We start from the raw sequence: 16,621 nt of genomic DNA, 5'->3' as shown, positions 1-16,621 counted from the left end.
TCAGAAGACCGCTCGCTCTTTTTCGCGAGCGGCTTTTTTCGTTTTGGATGACACGTGAACTTGATTTACGCCCTACAAAGCGACTAGTTTCCGCGACTAACTCAGATTGCCCCGCCCTCGCCAGCCGGCCAGTGGCGCGAACCGCAAGGAGCCCCCCATGAACGCCCTCGTCGAACAACTGAAGAGCACCGCAGCGGCCACAAAGGCCACCGATATCCGCGCCGCTTTCGCCGCCGACTCCAACCGTTTTTCACGCTTCAGCACCTCGCTTGACGACCTGCTGATGGACTATTCCAAGACTGCGGTGAACGACGAGATCTTTGCTCTTCTTGAGAAGCTCGCAACCGAAGGCGGCATCGCGGCCAAGCGCGACGAGATGTTCTCGGGCGTTGCCATCAACTTCACCGAAAACCGCGCCGTCCTGCACACTGCGCTACGCAACCGTTCCAACACGCCTGTCCTCGTCGACGGCAAGGATGTGATGCCCGACGTCAACGGCGTGTTGGCCGCCATGGGCAAATTTGCCGACGGCATCCGCTCGGGTACGCTGAAAGGCGCGACCGGCAAGGCGATCACTGACGTCATCAATATCGGCATCGGTGGCTCGGACCTCGGCCCGGTTATGGCGACGCTGGCGCTTGCGCCCTTCCATGATGGCCCGCGCGCGCATTTTGTCTCCAATATCGACGGCGCCCATATCGCCGACATCTTGAAGCTCGTCTCGCCGGAAACGACGCTGTTCATCGTCGCGTCCAAGACCTTCACCACCATCGAGACGATGACCAACGCCCAGACGGCGCGCAACTTCATCGCCAAGGCGCTCGGCGAAGCTGCCGTTCAGCATCACTTCGCCGCCGTTTCGACAGCGCTCGACAAAGTCGCCGCCTTCGGCATCGATAGCGAGCGCGTCTTCGGCTTCTGGGATTGGGTCGGCGGCCGCTACTCGATCTGGTCGGCCATCGGCCTGCCGCTGATGATCGCCGTGGGTCCGGAGAATTTCGGCAAATTCCTCGATGGCGCGCATGCGATGGACAACCATTTCCGCAAGGCGCCGTTCAAAGAAAACTTGCCGATGCTGCTCGGCCTCATCGGCTTCTATCACCGCAACGTGCTGGGCTACACGACCCGCGCCATCCTGCCCTATGACCAGCGCCTGTCGCGCTTCCCGGCCTATCTGCAGCAGCTCGACATGGAATCGAACGGCAAGGGCGTCACCATCGACGGCACGCCGGTCGAGGGCAATTCCGGCCCGGTCGTCTGGGGCGAACCCGGCACCAACGGCCAGCACGCCTTCTACCAGCTGATCCACCAGGGCACGAGCATCATCCCGGCCGAATTCATGATCGCCGCCAATGCCTTCGAGCCGGACCTGCGCCACCAGCATCAGTTGCTGATGGCCAACTGCGTGGCACAGTCGGAAGCCCTGATGAAAGGCCGCACCTTCGCGGAGGCCAAGGGTCAGCTCACCGCCAAGGGCATGGACGACAAGAAGGCCGATTTCATCGCGCCACATCGCGTCTTCACCGGCAACCGCCCGTCGATCACCTTCGTCTACGACAAGCTGACGCCCTATGCGCTCGGCCGCCTGATCGCTCTCTATGAGCACCGCGTCTTCGTCGAGGGCGTGCTATTCCGCATCAACTCCTTCGACCAGTGGGGCGTCGAGCTCGGCAAGGAACTGGCAACCGGCCTGCTGCCGGTCATCGAAGGCAAGGAAAGCGCTGCCAGCCACGATTCCTCGACGCAGGGCCTGGTGGCTGCGCTGGCAAGTCGGGCGAAGTAAGGCGCATTCACCTCCCCTTGAGGCGGGAGGTCGCCGCAAAGCGGCGGGAGGGGGTGACGAGGCTCTCCGCGTCTGAACGCCTAAAGGATCACCCACCCCGGCACTGGGTACCGACCCTCCCCTCAAGGGGAGGGTTAAATTACAGCCCGATCTCGTGCGCCCAGGGCGGGTTGGCACCTGCGCGGGAAACCGTAACAGCCGCGGCCTTGGCGCCCAAAGCCAGCGCATCCCGCAGCGCCTTCTCGTCCAGCGAAGCCACCTGCGCCTTGGTGAGCAGATCGTTCATCTTCAGTGACGCCAGGATACCGGCGTCAAAAGTGTCGCCTGCCCCTACGGTATCGATGACGGTAACGCGTTCGCTCGGGACCGTGACTTTCAACGACTTAGTATAACCCGTCGCGCCCTCGGCGCCCTTGGTGACAACGATCAGCTTGGCGCCCTGGTTCAGCCAGTGGGCAGCGAGTTCATCATGGTTTCCGGGGATGCCGAACCATTCCAGGTCTTCGTCCGAGAATTTCAGGATATCGGACATGGCAGCCATGCGGCTGATGCGGCCCATATGCGCGGCCTTGTCCTTGATGAAGCCGGGCCGGATGTTCGGATCGAGCGAGATGACGCGGCTTTGGTGCTCGCGCTTCATCAGCGCTTCGTAGGTCGCGCCGCAAGGGTCCGGGATGAGGCTGATGGCGCCAAAATGCAAGGCTTCGCAGTCGTCCCCCAATGTCGGGAGATCGGCCTCGGTGATCATGCGGCCGGCGGAGCCTTCGTCATAGAAGGCATAGGTCGCCTGACCATTGACGAGCTTGACGAAAGCGATCGTGCTCGGACGGGGAGCGATGGCACAATAGCTGTAATCCACCTTGGCGGCCGACAGCGTCTCGCGCAGGATATCGCCCATCATGTCGTCGGCAATGCCGGTGAAGAAGCCAGTGGGAACGCCGAGGCGGCCAAGCGCGATCGCGGTGTTGAAGATCGCGCCGCCGGCATAGGGCGCAAAGGCCTTTTCGCCCAGCGTCGTATCCCGAGGCAGCATGTCGATCAAAGCTTCGCCACAGCACAATATCATTCCGGCCTCCTGGAGAGCGTCTGTCGGTCTAGTTCTATAAATCGATTAGATAAATTTGCGGCAAAAGCAAAGCGTCACTTTGTTGCCAGTTCCGATACGCCGCCGTTCCGGCCGGACCAGGCGAGCGGCGCATTGAGGAATGCCTCGACTTCCTCGAGCGTCTTGTCGTCGAACAGCTTCTGCGTCTTGGCAACAGCGAGCACGTCGCGCCACGTGGCTATATGATGCAGCCGAACCTTGCCGTTGGCAAACCGTTCCTCCGCCTCGGGGAAGATGCCATAGTAAAACAGCGCGATGCCGTGCTCGACGATGCCGCCGGCGGCCCGGACGGCATCGATGAAGGTGAACATGCTGCCGCCTGCCGTCGTCAGATCCTCGATGACCAGCACGCGGGCACCATCGGGCATATGACCCTCGATCTGCGCGTTGCGGCCATGGCCCTTCGGCTGCTTGCGAACATAGATCATCGGCAGGTCGAGCCGCTCGGCGAGGAAGGCGGCGAAGGGGATGCCCGCCGTCTCGCCGCCGGCGATGCAATCGAACTGCTCGAAACCGGCATCGCGCATCACGATGCTGGCGGCGAAATCCATTACCGTCGACCGGACGCGCGGGTAGGAAATCAGCTTGCGGCAGTCGATATAGACCGGGCTCGCCATGCCCGAGGCGAACTTGTAGGGCTTATCGGCGCTGAAATGTACCGCCTTGATCTCCCAAAGCATCTTCGCCACCAGTTCGGCCATGACGGCGCGATCGGAAAATGTCATTTGGGTGGTCATGCGGAGCCTCCTTCGCTCTTAGGACATTCCTGCGGCAATAGCAGCAAGCGGCCGAGGTTTCCAGACGGATCGAGGGTTTTATGCGCCCTACACGAGGCTTCTATTTCATCAATCGCGGCTTCTCTGAAACAGAGCCTATATCGGCGGGCAGCATTGCCTTGAACAGGGCGATAGCCTTGTCGCCCTCCCCCTTCTCAATCGAAATCGCGTAGCGGACGGCGGCTGCGACCAGTTGCATGGTCAAACGTGCGATCCGCGCCAGGTCTGCGGAATCTCGCTCCGGCCAGAGACGATGGAGTACTGCCAGAAATGCCTGGGAATGCCATTCCATATCCTCGGCATCGATCTCCTGAAGAAGCTTGTCCGCCTGCGTCGCGTGCCAGATATCGCGCATGACCGGCTCTTCGCAAAACATCGCATAGTAACCATCGATGATGCTGCCGAGCACGCCGTGGAGATCAGCGGCGCTTTTCACACGCGCCAGTTCGCTTTCCACACATTGCCGCCCTTGCTCGTTGAAGCGTTCGGCCAGGACGCGGATGATGGCGGTCTTGTCGGGAAAATATTGATAGAGCGAACCGAAGGATACGCCGGCCTTTTCGACGATCTCGCCCATTCGCAACGCATCGCTGCCGTTCTTTTCGATCAATTCCATCGCAACGGACAATATCCGCTCGACGCGCTCGCGGCCGCGCTGCTGGCTCGGGATCCGGCGGGGTGTGCCTGCCTCCTCCTTGCTGCGCCGGCGTTTCACAATCGGTTCCTGCGCCATGTCGCGACTCGTCCCACATTCTTGACAGACGATATAAGAGAGTTTATCACATTTCGCAAATGAGAGTATTTATCACATTTTGAGCAGGAGGAGCTGACATGCAGATCTCGAGTGTCGCCATCATCGGGGGATTGGGGAAAACCGGCGGCCGTGTCGCCAGGCGCCTGAAAGATCGCGGCATCGACGTCCGCGCCGCTTCGCGCTCGACGGCACCCAGCTTCGATTGGCAGGACCGCGGCACATGGCATGCAGCGCTGACGGGCGTTGCCGTCGCCTATGTCGCCTTCCAGCCGGATCTTGCGGTCGCCTGGGCAGCCGAAGCGATTTCGGCTCTCGCGAAGACGGCAGCTGATGCGGGTGTCGGGCACATCGTGCTGCTCTCCGGCCGCGGCGAAAATGGTGCTGTTCGCAGCGAGAACGAACTCAAGGCGGTGGGCGTGGACTACACCGTGCTGCGCGCCAGTTGGTTCAATCAAAATTTCAGCGAAGGCGCCTTTTTAGACCAGCTCCACCAAGGAAAGCTGGCGTTGCCGGTCGGCGATGTGCCGGAGCCCTTCGTCGATGCCGACGACCTTGCAGATGTGGCCGTCGAAGTTCTCACCAATCCTCGGCATCGCAACCAAACCTATGAGCTGACGGGACCTCGTGCTCTGACGTTTCGTGAGGCGGTCTCGGAAATCGCGGCGGCTTCCGGCCGAACCATGGAGTATGAGACGGTCCCGGTAGATGCCTTCATCGCCGGGCTGACGGCAGCGGGTCTGCCGCTGGAGACGATCGATATCTTGCACGAGCTTTTCACGCAGGTCCTCGATGGCCGCAATTCGAACGTCACGGATGGCGTTCGACAGGTCCTCAGCAGGAGGCCTAAGGATTTTGCCGACTATGCCCGTGAAACCGCGGCAACCGGCATCTGGAGTATCCAGCAATGACCTACCCGATCACAAATATCGCCCTCATCGCCGCCGCACTCGGCAGCAGTCTCATCGCCGGCATCTTTTTTGCCTTCTCGACGTTCATCATCCAGGCCTTCGCCAGGCTTCCCGCCGATCAGGGCATCGCAGCCATGCAGTCGATCAATACGACGATCCTACGCTCGCCGTTCATGGCGGTGTTTCTCCTGACCCTCATGCTGTCGGTGTTCATTGCGGTGATGGCCATCGTCTATTGGCGGGGCGGCGTCAGCATCCTGATGATTGCCGGCGCGGCGCTCTATATCGTCACCAGCTTCCTTTCGACGATCGTCTTCAATGTTCCTCTGAACGATGCCTTGGATAAGGTCGATGGCCGCACGGCGGAGGCGGCACAATTATGGACCACCTATCTCAGCGATTGGACGAGATGGAACCATGTGCGCACGGTGGCGTCCCTGCTGGCTGCCTGCGCTTTCGTCCGGGCTCTCTTTTAGACGATGTCTTTAGTTGACCGTCGCGGACGGGTCAGGACGCCGTGCGGGAAACGTCCGGCGAGACTGCATGCAGATGAACCGCGACTTCGACGCGGTTGCGACCATTGCGCTTGGCGGAATAAAGCGCCTTGTCGGCAGCGCTGAGAACGCCGTCGAAACCGATACCCTCTGCGGTGCCGAAGGCGATGCCGGCGCTGACCGTGCAGGCGAAAGACTTACCTTCCACGGCGATTTCGCGAGCAGAAAAAGCGGTCCGCACCAGCTCGGCGATCTGCTCTACCCGGCCCGGCAAAGCGTTATCGAGCACAAGCGCGAATTCCTCGCCGCCAAGGCGGGCCACCGTATCGGAGGCCCGCAGCCCACTCGACAACTCCTGGGCAAAAAACTTCAGCACGCGGTCGCCGGCGGCATGGCCATGCTGGTCGTTGACGGATTTGAAGCGGTCGATATCGAAGACGACCACCGCCATCGACGGACCGAAGGAGCGTTGACCATAAAGATCGAACAGAGCGCGGCGATTAAGCAAGCCGGTCAGCGGATCGGTGATCGCCTCAAGCCGGTGATGCGCCGCCTGACGCCATTGATGCAGCGCGAGCGACAAGGCGCCGATGCCGGTCATGCCGGCGATGCAGATCGCAAGGCTGACATCCTCGGCCCAATTGTCCGGCGCGTGGCCGAGCACGAGCTTGCCGTCCCAGATCAGGACTCCCGCGCACATCGCAAAGGAAATGGCGGTCAGAGTATAAAGCACGGTAATCCCATAGAGCGGCGTGGGCGCCTCTTGGCGGCTCAGCCAATATTCGCGCGCCGTCAGCACGAGCAGCACTGCGATGACGGAGTTTTCGCCGATGAAAGCAAGACCATCATAACCGGCGAGCATGGCGAGCACGGAGGCGGCAATGCCGATCAAGCTTCCCAACAGGACACGGGCCTTGGAGAACCGGCGCATGCGGAACTGGTATCCCGCAGCCCAGATGGTCGAAAAGCCGATGAAAAACAGGACGAAAGTCAGGATCGCGAGGCTCAACCGCGGCTTGTCGACATAGGCGCCATAAGCGAAAATGCCTGCAACGATGGGCGCAAGGCCAGCCGAACAGGTCAGCAGGAACGTCTCCGGCCGGCGGGAAAACCAACTGCCGATCAGCGTCACCGCAAGACAGGATGCAGAAACGCCCAACGCCAGCAGAAGAGAATTATAGTCAAGCTCCATGCTCTTCCTTCGACGGTTTCATTCCGCACCGTTGGGGATCAGCATCAAGCTATCCTTCAAGGGGTATCAAATTGGTTACAGGGTCCGATAAAGATCATGTATTTCAATGAAATATGACCCCAACATTACTCCCCGGAATTTTCAAACAAAAAGGCTATTTATTGAAGTACTAATTCGCTTGGCTCAGATCTCGACGTCCCAATGCAAGGGGAACATCGGGTCGAATACGGTAACGGAGCCTGCCCCGGTTTCGATCTTGTCGGGAAAGGTCACCGATTCAGCGCGGCGAAGCAGCGTAATCCGGTCCTCATTCGCCGGCAGGCCATACCAGGCTGGGCCGTTCAGCGAGGCGAAGGCTTCGAGCTTGTCGAGAGCGCCTTCCTGTTCGAAGACGTGCGCCAGGCAGCTCATGGTATTGATCGATGTGTAGATGCCGGCGCAGCCGCAGGCGCATTCCTTCAGCGGATCGACATGCGGCGCGGAATCCGTGCCGAGGAAAAACCTGGCGTCGCCGCTGGTGGCGGCAGCGCGCAGCGCCAGGCGATGGCTTTCGCGCTTGGCGACCGGCAGGCAGTAATAATGGGGCCGAATACCGCCGACGAGGATAGCATTGCGGTTAATGATCAGATGATGCGTGGTGATCGAACCGGCGAGATTGGCGTTTGCCGACTTGATGTAATCGATACCGTCCGAGGTCGTCACATGCTCCATGGTGACTTTCAGTTCCGGCAGGCGCCGACGTAGCGGATCGAGCACGCTTTCAATGAAAACGGCCTCGCGGTCGAAAATATCCACATCCGGCGTCGTCACCTCGCCATGCACGCAGAGCGGCAGGCCGATCTTGGCCATGCGCTCCAGCACCGGCATCGCCTTCTCCATGTGCCGCACGCCGCCATGGGAATTGGTCGTCGCACCGGCGGGATAGAGCTTGACGGCGGTGATGAGGCCGCTTCTCTTGCCCTCCTCGACATCGTCGGGATCGGTATGCTCAGTAAGATAAAGCGTCATTAGCGGCTGGAAACGGTCGCCAGCCGGCAATGCCTTCAGGATACGTTCGCGATAGGCGGTCGCATCCGCCGCGGTGACGACCGGCGGCACCAGGTTCGGCATGATGATGGCCCGGGCGAAATGCCTGGAGGTATCGCCAATCACGCCTTCCAGCATGGCGCCGTCGCGCAGATGCAGATGCCAATCGTCAGGGCGGCGGATGGTGAGCTTTTGCATGGCAGCGACCTCTGGACTCGTCTTGTATCGTCGAGCCTCGATAGCACCATCCTATGCCGCAAAACAATCGAAGATGGGGCGGAAATGATAGCTGGATGTCAGTCCTGGAGGATATCGATGGTCGTATCGGCCCTGCGACGGTTTTCAAGGACGCGGCGACCGTTGGGCAAATCATTGCCGTAAACCTTGGCGCTCGCCGCCTCCTCAGTGAGATTATAGCCACGCCAACGCTGCCACAGCCGCTCCTCCAGCACCTCAATCGGCGGCGCCAGCATGATCGTATAATCGAAAATGCCCTCTAGCTCCGCCCACTTGCCTTCGCTGAACAGCAGGTAGAGTCCCTCGACGATAATGAAGCGATGATCGGGCGACACAATGCGGGCCGATGCGATGGCGATCTCGCGCGAACGATCGAAGACCGGCACCAATACCTCTTGATCGGCTGCACGCACCGCCTTGACGATATCGATGAACGCCCGAACGTCGAAACTTTCCGGCACGCCCTTGCGTGCCAGCAGTCCCTTTTCGATCAGCACGGCATTGTCCATGTGGAAGCCGTCCATCGGCAGAACCTCGACGCTCTCGCCTTTGGCATGCAATACCTTGGCCAAATTTTCGGCCAAGGTTGATTTTCCAGCGCCGGGCGGACCGGCGATCGCGACCAGGAACCGTTTGGCATTGCCGGCACGCGCAACAATATCATTGGCAAGTGCCTCAGTCGCAGATGTCATGCGGCGACAGTCTCCGCCGGTGGTGCCTTGGCGCCGGTCATGAAGGCAACGGCATCGGACATAGAATATTCCTTGGGGTTGATTACGGTCAGACGACGCCCGAGGCGATGGATATGAATGCGGTCCGCCACCTCGAAGACATGCGGCATATTGTGCGAAATCAACACGATCGGCAAGCCGCGGGTGCGCACGTCAAGGATGAGCTCCAGCACCTTGCGGCTTTCTTTGACGCCGAGGGCTGCCGTCGGCTCGTCCATGATGACAACCTTGGAACCGAAGGCGGCGGCGCGCGCCACCGCCACGCCCTGGCGCTGGCCGCCCGAAAGCGTTTCCACCGCCTGGTTGATGTTCTGGATCGTCATTAGGCCAAGTTCGGTGAGCTTGTCGCGGGCGCGCTTTTCCATCGCCGGCCGGTCCAGCATGCGGAACCACGAGCCAAGGATGCCGGGTTTCCGGATCTCGCGGCCGAGGAACATATTGTCCGCGATCGAGAGCGCCGGCGACAGCGCGAGGTTTTGATAGACCGTCTCGATGCCGGCCTCGCGCGCTTCCATAGGCGACCTGAAGTGGACAGGTTTTCCCTCCAGCCTGATCTCGCCTTCATCGGGCGTGGTCGCACCGGAAATCGCCTTGATCAGCGAGGATTTGCCGGCGCCGTTGTCACCGATGACGGCAAGGATTTCACCGGGGTAAAGGTCGAAATCGGCATTGTCGAGGGCGGTCACGCGTCCGTAACGCTTGACGAGGCCGCGCGCCGTGAGAAGAGGTTCGCCAGTCGTGGTCATGCCGACACCTTTCTGATCCATTGATCGATCGCGACGGCGCCGATGATCAGCACGCCCGTCAAAAGAACCTTCCACTGCGGATCGGCTCCGAGCATGTTGAGACCCATGGACACCACGCCGACGATCATCGCGCCGAACAGCGTACCGAGGATCGAGCCGCGGCCGCCGAAGAGCGAGATGCCGCCGATCACAGTCGCGGTAATCGCCTGAAGATTGAAATCAGTTACAGCCGAGGATGGCGAGATCGAGCCGTTGCGGCCGATCGAGACCCAAGCGGCAAACGCCGCGATCAGTCCCGAAACGCCGTAGACGGCGAGCAGCACCTTCTTGGTCTGGATACCAGACAATTTTGCCGCTTCCGGATCGTCGCCGACAGCATAAACATGCCGGCCCCAGGCCGTGTGATTGAGAACATACCATAGACCAACCACCAGGAGCACCATGGCGATGACACCAAGCGTCAGCACCGCGCCGCCAAGCCGGAAGCTGATTGCGAAGAAATGCAGGAGCGGCGCCTGTTCGTCGACATCGGTGTCGCGGATGGTTTCATTGGCGGAATAGATGAAATTCGTCGCCATGACGATGTTCCAGGTGCCAAGCGTCACGATGAACGGCGGTAGCTTCATGTTGGCGACGAGGAAACCGTTGAGCAGCCCGCAAACACCGCCCGCAGCCATGCCGGCAAGAATGGCAATCGGCGTCGGCATGCCATAGGTTATGGCGCAATTGCCCATGATGACGGCGGAAATGACCATGATCACACCGATCGACAGATCGATGCCGGCGGTCAGGATGACCAGAGTCTGCGCCGCGCCGAGAATACCGACGATGGCAATCTGCTGCAGGACGAGCGTCAGCGTATAGGCGGAGAAGAAGCGCCCGCCAATGGCAATGCCGAAGATGATGATTGCCATCACCAATACGATCAATGGCACCGCGGCCGGCGTCGAATGCAAGAAATGCTGTGTGCGTTTGAGAAGAGTGACATCCTGGTGCTCAAACGAGGCGACGTTCTTGTCGCTGCCGTCGAGAACACGCTCGAATTCCTGTGCTCCGGTCATTGTTTTCCTCCGTAACCGCGCCGAACTTCGCGGAAACCGCCGGGGTTGAAAACCGGCCGGGGCTCGAACCCGGCCGGCATTGGTGTGGCGACGGCATTATCGCAGATCGAAGAACCGCATCAGTGGATGTGAAACGGCCTTCGGACAGGATCACGCCGAACCCAGGATGGGGCTTGGGCTTAGCCCCAGCACTTCGCGGTGCCTTCCTTGGTATCGATCGACTTCAGGCCGGAAACCGGCTTGTCCGTCACCAGCGAGACGCCGGTATCGAAGAAGGACTTGCCTTCGGTCGGCTTCGGCTTTTCGCCGGTGTCGGCGAACTTCTTGATTGCCTCGACGCCGAGAGCAGCCATCATCAGCGGATATTGCTGCGAGGTTGCGCCGATGACGCCATCCTTTACCGATTTAACGCCGGGGCAACCGCCGTCAACCGAGACGATCAGGACTTGCTTTTCCAGCCCGACGGCCTTCAGCGCCTGATAAGCACCGATAGCGGCCGGCTCGTTGATCGTGTGGATAACGTTGATGCTGGAGTCCTTCTGCAGAAGGTTTTCCATGGCCTTGCGGCCGCCTTCCTCGTTGCCGTTGGTCACGTCATGACCGACGATGCGCGGATCGGTCTCGTCGCCGATCTTGTTCGGATCCTTGGGGTCGATACCGAAGCCGATCATGAAGCCCTGGTCACGCAGGACATCGACGGTCGGCTGCGACGGCGTCAGGTCGAGGAAGCCGATCTTGGCGTCCTTCGCCTTGGCGCCAAGCGTCTTGTTGGCCCACTCACCGATCAGCTTACCGGCGAGCAGATTGTCTGTCGCGAAGGTCGCATCGGCGGCGTTGGCCGGATCCAGCGGCGTGTCGAGCGCGATGACCAGGAGGCCCGCGTCACGCGCCTTCTTGATCGTCGGAACGATGCCCTTGGTATCGGAGGCGGCGATCAGAATGCCCTTGGCGCCCTCGGCGATGCAGCTTTCAACGGCAGCAACCTGGCTTTCGCTGTCACCATCGATCTTGCCGGCATAGGCCTTCAGCGTGACGCCGAGTTCCTTGGCTTTGGCGGTAGCACCTTCCTTCATCTTGACGAAGAAGGGGTTCGTGTCCGTCTTGGTAATCAGGCAAGCGGAAACGTCGGCAGCCTTGGCCGGCGCCGCAAAGACGACGCCGATCGCCAGAGCGGCGAGTGCCGCGGAAACAACAGATTTCTTCATTCAATCCTCCCAAAATTTGAATTGGCGGGAACTTCCCGGCTGCCCCGGACCCCCACTGAGTCCGGATTTTAGACGCGCCATGTCTGCTTGGATTTTTTTCGCCGAATGAGCCGCCTCCAAGGCCATATGCACGTCCTCCAACGCCTACATCTGAGCCTAAAGATTTCGTCCTGTCAATAAATAAATCTGATTGAATTATTAATTGGATGTGGCATTTTGCTGGAAAATAGGGCATGGCCATGATGGAAGGAGCGGGCCAATGTCTCCCCTGCAAGACCCGGCGGAAACGCCAACATCACCCTTGATTCTCGACCCCAGTGGCGGTGCGAACCAGGTGCGCGTGCGCGCTCATAACGAACGGCTGGTGCTCTCGCTCGTACGCCGCCACGGCGCCCTATCGAAGGCGGAAATCGCTCGGCGCAGCGGTCTGTCGGCGCAGACCGTCTCCGTCATCATGCGGGCGCTGGAGAAGGATGGCCTGCTGTCGCGCGGCGAACCCGTGCGCGGGCGCGTGGGGCAGCCTTCCATTCCGATGCGACTTAATCCGGATGCGGTGCTCTCCTTCGGCGTCAAGATCGGCCGGCGAAGTGCGGATCTCGTGCTGATGGATTTCGTCGGGAGCATACGGATGCAGCTTCACCAAATCTACCCTTACCCGCTGCCGCAGGACATCATGTCCTTCGTCACATCCGGCATTCAAGAGCTTGAAACACGCCTCAGCAGTGAGGAGCGCCGCAAGCTTGCCGGGGTCGGCATCGCCGCCCCCTTCGAGCTCTGGAATTGGGCGGAGGAAGTCGGCGCGCCTGAGGGAGCCATGGAGGCTTGGCGCGGCTTCGACTTGCAGGCGGAAGTTGCTGCCCACGTGCCCTATCTCGTCTATCTGCAGAACGACGCGACTAGCGCCTGCGGGGCCGAGCTCGTTTTCGGCGTCGGCCCGCGCTATCCGGATTTCGTTTATCTTTTCATCGGTTCCTTCCTCGGCGGCGGCATCGTTCTGAACTCGTCGATCTTCGTCGGGCGGACCGGAACGGCAGGCGCGCTCGGCCCCTTGCCCGTGCGCGGGCGCAACGGCGAAACCCGGCAGCTGCTCGACATCGCTTCGATCTACGTTCTGGAAAATTACTTGCGCGAAGCCGGCTTCGATCCTCGGCCGCTCTGGTATTCCGCTGACAACTGGATCGATTTCGGCGCGCCCCTCGAAACCTGGATCCAGGATACGGCCAAGGCGCTGGCGCAGGCGATCGTTGCCGCCGCCTCCATCATCGATTTCAGTGCCGCGATCATCGACGGCGGCTTTCCGGGCTGGGTGCGCGAACGGGTCGTTCGCGCCACCATCAAAGCGGCCTCGGAACTCGACCTTCAGGGCGTCGTGATGCCCGAGATTATCGAAGGCGCGGTGGGGCCGCAGGCGCGTGCCATCGGCGGTGCCAGCCTGCCGATCTTCGCGCGTTACCTGATCGACCAGAACATACTCTTCAAGGAGATAGACCATGCTGAAGGGCATTGACCCGCTGTTGAGCCCCGACTTGCTGGCGACGTTGCGCGCCATGGGCCACGGCGATGAAATCGCCCTCGTCGACGGCAATTATCCAGGTCTCGAACATGCGCGCCGCCTGATCCGCCTCGATGGCCACGGCGTCGTCCGTGTGCTCGATGCCGTACTCAGCGTGTTGCCGATCGACGATTTCGTACCGCAGGCGATTTTGCGCGCGACGGTGAAGCAGGACCGCGACGCTGTCGATCCGGTGCATGCGGAGATGATCGACGTTTGTGCCCGGCATGCTCGCGACATCAAGGTCGTGCCGTTACTGCCGGCGGAATTCTACGAGCGGGTGAAGCACGCACATGCGCTAGTGCAGACCGGCGAGCCACGGCTTTATGGGAACATTATTTTGCGCAAGGGCGTGATCTATCCGAAGGGATAAAGAGGGCGCTGGGTAGAAAGCCCCTCATCCGGCCTTGGGCCACCTTCTCCCCGCCTGCGGGGAGAAGGTGATAGACGCGACCGCAGCCTCCCATCCCCAGCCACTTGCTCAGACGAGGGTCGAAGGTCGTCCCCTCTCCCCGTCACAACGGGGAGAGGGTTAGCGTGAGGGGCCGAACTCTCTATACGACGTCAAGAAGCCGCTCCCTGTCTGCCCTCAGATATCCCCAGCCGACGGCCCCCAGACATCCGTCATGGCAAAGCCATTGGCCATCGGATCGAAGGGATCGAGCGCCACCTGCGACAGACCGAAGGTGAAGCCACGGCCGGTGATGGTGGGGATGATGGCGGGCTTTCCGGCAACTTCCGTCACCGCCTGCAGGCCGACCTCGAATTCCGAGCCGATGATCGAGCGGGACTTGAAGACATCGCCGACCTTGGCCTTGCCGCGGGCGTGCAGCGTCGCCAGATTGGCGGAGTTGCCGGTGCCGCAGGGCGAGCGGTCGGCGCGGCCGGGCCACATCGTCGTGCAGGTGCGGATGGCGCCGTCGGCATCGATGTCGCGGAACATCACATAGGCGACGCCTGAGATTGCCGGGATCTCCGGGTGAACCACGGACATCGTCCGATTGATCGCATCCTTGAGAACCATGCCAGCCTGAACGAGGGCTGCCGCATTGGACTTTTCGATCGTCAAACCGATCTGGCCGACATCGACGAGCGCATAGAAGATGCCGCCATAGCAGAGATCGAGCTTGATCCGGCCCCACTGCGGCGTGTCGAGCTCGACATCCAGCTCATGCACGAAGGACGGAACCATGGTGAGCCGGACCTTCTCGCAGCGGCCGTCGCGGCAGGTCGCGGTCGCCCGCACCAGACCGGCAGCCGTGTCGAGCGTGACGACCGTTTCCGGCTCCTTCATCTCGACGACGCCGGATTCGAGCAAGGCTGTCGTCACGCAGATCGAATTGGAGCCAGAGCTCGCATGCGCCTGATCCGGCTGCAGGATGATGAAGCCGGCATCGGCTTCGGGATGTTTTGCGGGCAGCAACAAGTTGACGGAGCCGATCGGCGCGCCGCGCGGCTCGAGCACCAGGAAACGACGCAGCTCCTGGCCCTTCGGATCGGTGTTTAACCAATGCAACTGCTCGGCAATGCTATTGCCCGGGATCTTCGGCACGCCGCCGATGGCAACCTTGCCGATTTCCCCTTCGCAATGAACATCCAGCAACTGGATCGTGCGCTTCCATCTCATCTCATATGCTCCAATCAAACCTGGCGGGCGATGCCGCCGTCGATGCGAATATTCTATCCTGTGATATGTCCGGCACCATCGGAGCGCAGGAACGCTCCTAGTAGCGATTGATGCGGAACGGGGCCATATCGACCTCGGGCGTGACGCCGGCCATCATATCGGCCATCAACCTTGCTGTCGTCGCCGAAAAAGTCAGCCCCAGATGGCCGTGGCCGGTGGCATACCAGACGCCGGGAATGCGCGAGGATGGCGAGATGATCGGGATCGTGTCGGGCAGCGCCGGGCGATGGCCCATCCAGTCCTTGGCGTCTTCAACCTGCAGACCGGGCAGCGCCCGCTGGGCGTGACGGACGAGGATGCGCGGGCGACGAAAATCCGGGGGCGCATCGAGGCCCGCCAATTCGACGTTGCCGCCGACGCGAATGCCACCGGCCGTTGGGGTCACCATGAAGGCACGATGCGGCCAGATGATCGAATAGCGCATGGCGATGCCGGGCTTCATGATCTGCGTATGATAGCCGCGCTCGGTCTCGAGCGGGATCGGCTCGCCAAGCGCGGAGGCAATGAAGCGCGTGCGGACGCCGGCGGCGAGCACGACATCGTTGGCCTCCAGCCGCCTTCCGTCTTCGAAAAGCAAGGCCGTGGCGCCATTGGCCTGACGTTCCACCGTCTTGACCGCGCCGGAGACGAAGGTAGCGCCGAGAGCCTTTGCCGCGTCCACCAGCTCGAGGACAAGCTGATAGGGATTGCGGATCGACTTATTGTCCGGCAGCAGCACCGCCTTGGCAATTTTCGGCGACAGCGCCGGCTCGTAATCGCGGATTTCCGCGCCGGAGAGAACCTTGTGCTCGAAACCGTAGCGCCGCATCAGCTTGATATGACCGCGATCGCCGGAAAACTCCGACTCGGTCTCGTAGATAGCCAGGCAGCCTTCTTCCGTCATCAGATCCGGCGCGCCGATGGCATCCAGCATCCTCCTGAAATCGCCGAGCGCAGGACGGGACAGGCTCATGCCTGCATCTTCGATCTCCCTTACGCGGGAGGGCCGGCCGGCAGAGACGAAACGCAGGAACCAGGGCAGCATCTTCGGCGCATAGGAGGGCCTGAGCCAAACCGGACCTTCCGGGTCCAGCAGCCAGCCGGGAATTTTCGCCCAGGTGGACGGGCCGGAATTGGCTGCGAAATCGAGTGCGATGCTCGCCATATTGCCGAAGGAAGCGCCCTGCCCTGGCTCGCCCTTGTCCACCAGCGTCACCTGCCGTCCGCGCCGCTGCAATTCAAAGGCGATCGCCGCGCCAATAACGCCGGCGCCGACAACAATGACTGTCCGCTTACTCTCGTTCATCCGCAAATCCACCTGCAGAATGTCGTAGGGCTGCGGGCCGCTCTCAAGCGGCCTGGTCCGACATTCCGACTCTGTGATA

General features: G+C 61.1%; 16 protein-coding genes. 5 read left to right on the top strand and 11 right to left on the bottom strand.

Features of this window, described 5'->3' with window-relative positions:
• The first annotated feature begins 157 nt into the window (after positions 1-157).
• Positions 158-1,783, top strand: coding sequence for a glucose-6-phosphate isomerase (gene pgi, locus PY649_RS09675; RefSeq protein WP_285868079.1), 1,626 nt, complete (start codon positions 158-160; stop codon positions 1,781-1,783).
• 139 nt (positions 1,784-1,922) lie between these two features.
• Here pgi and PY649_RS09670 read toward each other — a convergent pair whose 3' ends face one another.
• From PY649_RS09670 to PY649_RS09660, 3 genes are all read right to left on the bottom strand, one after another.
• Entirely contained in the window at positions 1,923-2,849 is a 927-nt protein-coding gene (locus PY649_RS09670) for a carbohydrate kinase family protein (protein WP_285868078.1), read from the bottom strand.
• A 74-nt stretch (positions 2,850-2,923) separates the two neighbouring features.
• A complete protein-coding gene (locus PY649_RS09665) occupies positions 2,924-3,625 on the bottom strand; it encodes an orotate phosphoribosyltransferase (protein ID WP_285868077.1) in 702 nt (233 codons plus the stop codon).
• Positions 3,626-3,725: 100 nt separating this feature from the next.
• A complete protein-coding gene (locus PY649_RS09660) occupies positions 3,726-4,397 on the bottom strand; it encodes a TetR/AcrR family transcriptional regulator (RefSeq protein ID WP_285868076.1) in 672 nt (223 codons plus the stop codon).
• A 98-nt stretch (positions 4,398-4,495) separates the two neighbouring features.
• Between PY649_RS09660 and PY649_RS09655 the strand changes: the two genes are divergently transcribed.
• On the top strand, positions 4,496-5,326 hold the full coding sequence (locus PY649_RS09655) for an NmrA family NAD(P)-binding protein (protein WP_285868075.1): 831 nt from the start codon (positions 4,496-4,498) through the stop codon (positions 5,324-5,326).
• Positions 5,323-5,802 (top strand): anthrone oxygenase family protein, encoded by a 480-nt coding sequence (locus PY649_RS09650; RefSeq protein ID WP_285868074.1) that lies wholly within the window; start codon positions 5,323-5,325, stop codon positions 5,800-5,802. The genes PY649_RS09655 and PY649_RS09650 overlap by 4 nt, the downstream gene beginning before the upstream one ends.
• Before the next feature lie 31 nt (positions 5,803-5,833).
• Here the strand turns inward: PY649_RS09650 and PY649_RS09645 are convergent, their stop codons facing one another.
• The 6 genes from PY649_RS09645 to PY649_RS09620 all read right to left on the bottom strand — a co-directional run bounded on the left by PY649_RS09645 (position 5,834) and on the right by PY649_RS09620 (position 12,018).
• Entirely contained in the window at positions 5,834-7,012 is a 1,179-nt protein-coding gene (locus PY649_RS09645; protein ID WP_285868073.1) for a GGDEF domain-containing protein, read from the bottom strand.
• A gap of 183 nt (positions 7,013-7,195) precedes the next feature.
• The gene (gene pyrC / locus PY649_RS09640; RefSeq protein WP_285868072.1) at positions 7,196-8,236 is read right to left on the bottom strand and encodes a dihydroorotase; all 1,041 of its coding nucleotides are present in this window, start codon (positions 8,234-8,236) and stop codon (positions 7,196-7,198) included.
• Positions 8,237-8,334: 98 nt separating this feature from the next.
• Positions 8,335-8,967 carry a nucleoside triphosphate hydrolase gene (locus tag PY649_RS09635; RefSeq protein ID WP_285868071.1) on the bottom strand — a complete coding sequence of 211 codons (633 nt, stop codon included), beginning with the start codon at positions 8,965-8,967 and terminating at the stop codon, positions 8,335-8,337.
• Positions 8,964-9,752, bottom strand: a complete 789-nt coding sequence (locus tag PY649_RS09630) for an ATP-binding cassette domain-containing protein (protein ID WP_432761341.1) — start codon at positions 9,750-9,752, stop codon at positions 8,964-8,966. The genes PY649_RS09635 and PY649_RS09630 overlap by 4 nt, the downstream gene beginning before the upstream one ends.
• Complete coding sequence (locus PY649_RS09625; RefSeq protein WP_285868069.1) at positions 9,749-10,813, bottom strand: ABC transporter permease; 1,065 nt, start codon at positions 10,811-10,813, stop codon at positions 9,749-9,751. Before PY649_RS09625 ends, PY649_RS09630 begins: the two co-directional genes overlap by 4 nt.
• A 179-nt stretch (positions 10,814-10,992) precedes the next feature.
• Positions 10,993-12,018, bottom strand: a complete 1,026-nt coding sequence (locus PY649_RS09620) for a sugar ABC transporter substrate-binding protein (RefSeq protein WP_285868067.1) — start codon at positions 12,016-12,018, stop codon at positions 10,993-10,995.
• 259 nt (positions 12,019-12,277) lie between these two features.
• Here PY649_RS09620 and PY649_RS09615 point away from each other — a divergent pair, with 259 nt between their 5' ends.
• Positions 12,278-13,525, top strand: a complete 1,248-nt coding sequence (locus PY649_RS09615; protein WP_285868066.1) for an ROK family transcriptional regulator — start codon at positions 12,278-12,280, stop codon at positions 13,523-13,525.
• Entirely contained in the window at positions 13,509-13,943 is a 435-nt protein-coding gene (locus PY649_RS09610; protein ID WP_285868065.1) for an RbsD/FucU family protein, read from the top strand. The genes PY649_RS09615 and PY649_RS09610 overlap by 17 nt, the downstream gene beginning before the upstream one ends.
• A gap of 216 nt (positions 13,944-14,159) precedes the next feature.
• Here PY649_RS09610 and PY649_RS09605 read toward each other — a convergent pair whose 3' ends face one another.
• Together PY649_RS09605 and PY649_RS09600 are read right to left on the bottom strand one after the other, a co-directional pair.
• A complete protein-coding gene (locus PY649_RS09605) occupies positions 14,160-15,197 on the bottom strand; it encodes a 4-hydroxyproline epimerase (protein WP_285868064.1) in 1,038 nt (345 codons plus the stop codon).
• A 97-nt stretch (positions 15,198-15,294) separates the two neighbouring features.
• A complete protein-coding gene (locus tag PY649_RS09600; protein WP_285868063.1) occupies positions 15,295-16,542 on the bottom strand; it encodes an NAD(P)/FAD-dependent oxidoreductase in 1,248 nt (415 codons plus the stop codon).
• Positions 16,543-16,621 lie beyond the last annotated feature (79 nt).

Source organism: Rhizobium mayense (genome assembly GCF_030272705.1).
Classification (GTDB): domain Bacteria; phylum Pseudomonadota; class Alphaproteobacteria; order Rhizobiales; family Rhizobiaceae; genus Rhizobium; species Rhizobium mayense.
Note: the sequence above shows the minus strand (reverse complement) of the source record. Positions and strands in the feature narration are given on the sequence as shown.

What these genes read in the sequence shown, in the direction of transcription:
- PY649_RS09600 (WP_285868063.1), bottom strand. Translation starts at nt 16,542, where the DNA reads ATGAACGAGAGTAAGCGGACAGTCATTGTTGTCGGCGCCGGCGTTATT.
- PY649_RS09610 (WP_285868065.1), top strand. Translation starts at nt 13,509, where the DNA reads ATGCTGAAGGGCATTGACCCGCTGTTGAGCCCCGACTTGCTGGCGACG.
- PY649_RS09660 (WP_285868076.1), bottom strand. Translation starts at nt 4,397, where the DNA reads ATGGCGCAGGAACCGATTGTGAAACGCCGGCGCAGCAAGGAGGAGGCA.
- PY649_RS09630 (WP_432761341.1), bottom strand. Translation starts at nt 9,752, where the DNA reads ATGACCACGACTGGCGAACCTCTTCTCACGGCGCGCGGCCTCGTCAAG.
- PY649_RS09615 (WP_285868066.1), top strand. Translation starts at nt 12,278, where the DNA reads ATGTCTCCCCTGCAAGACCCGGCGGAAACGCCAACATCACCCTTGATT.
- PY649_RS09625 (WP_285868069.1), bottom strand. Translation starts at nt 10,813, where the DNA reads ATGACCGGAGCACAGGAATTCGAGCGTGTTCTCGACGGCAGCGACAAG.
- pgi (WP_285868079.1), top strand. Translation starts at nt 158, where the DNA reads ATGAACGCCCTCGTCGAACAACTGAAGAGCACCGCAGCGGCCACAAAG.
- PY649_RS09620 (WP_285868067.1), bottom strand. Translation starts at nt 12,018, where the DNA reads ATGAAGAAATCTGTTGTTTCCGCGGCACTCGCCGCTCTGGCGATCGGC.
- PY649_RS09665 (WP_285868077.1), bottom strand. Translation starts at nt 3,625, where the DNA reads ATGACCACCCAAATGACATTTTCCGATCGCGCCGTCATGGCCGAACTG.
- PY649_RS09645 (WP_285868073.1), bottom strand. Translation starts at nt 7,012, where the DNA reads ATGGAGCTTGACTATAATTCTCTTCTGCTGGCGTTGGGCGTTTCTGCA.
- pyrC (WP_285868072.1), bottom strand. Translation starts at nt 8,236, where the DNA reads ATGCAAAAGCTCACCATCCGCCGCCCTGACGATTGGCATCTGCATCTG.
- PY649_RS09635 (WP_285868071.1), bottom strand. Translation starts at nt 8,967, where the DNA reads ATGACATCTGCGACTGAGGCACTTGCCAATGATATTGTTGCGCGTGCC.
- PY649_RS09655 (WP_285868075.1), top strand. Translation starts at nt 4,496, where the DNA reads ATGCAGATCTCGAGTGTCGCCATCATCGGGGGATTGGGGAAAACCGGC.
- PY649_RS09650 (WP_285868074.1), top strand. Translation starts at nt 5,323, where the DNA reads ATGACCTACCCGATCACAAATATCGCCCTCATCGCCGCCGCACTCGGC.
- PY649_RS09670 (WP_285868078.1), bottom strand. Translation starts at nt 2,849, where the DNA reads ATGATATTGTGCTGTGGCGAAGCTTTGATCGACATGCTGCCTCGGGAT.
- PY649_RS09605 (WP_285868064.1), bottom strand. Translation starts at nt 15,197, where the DNA reads ATGAGATGGAAGCGCACGATCCAGTTGCTGGATGTTCATTGCGAAGGG.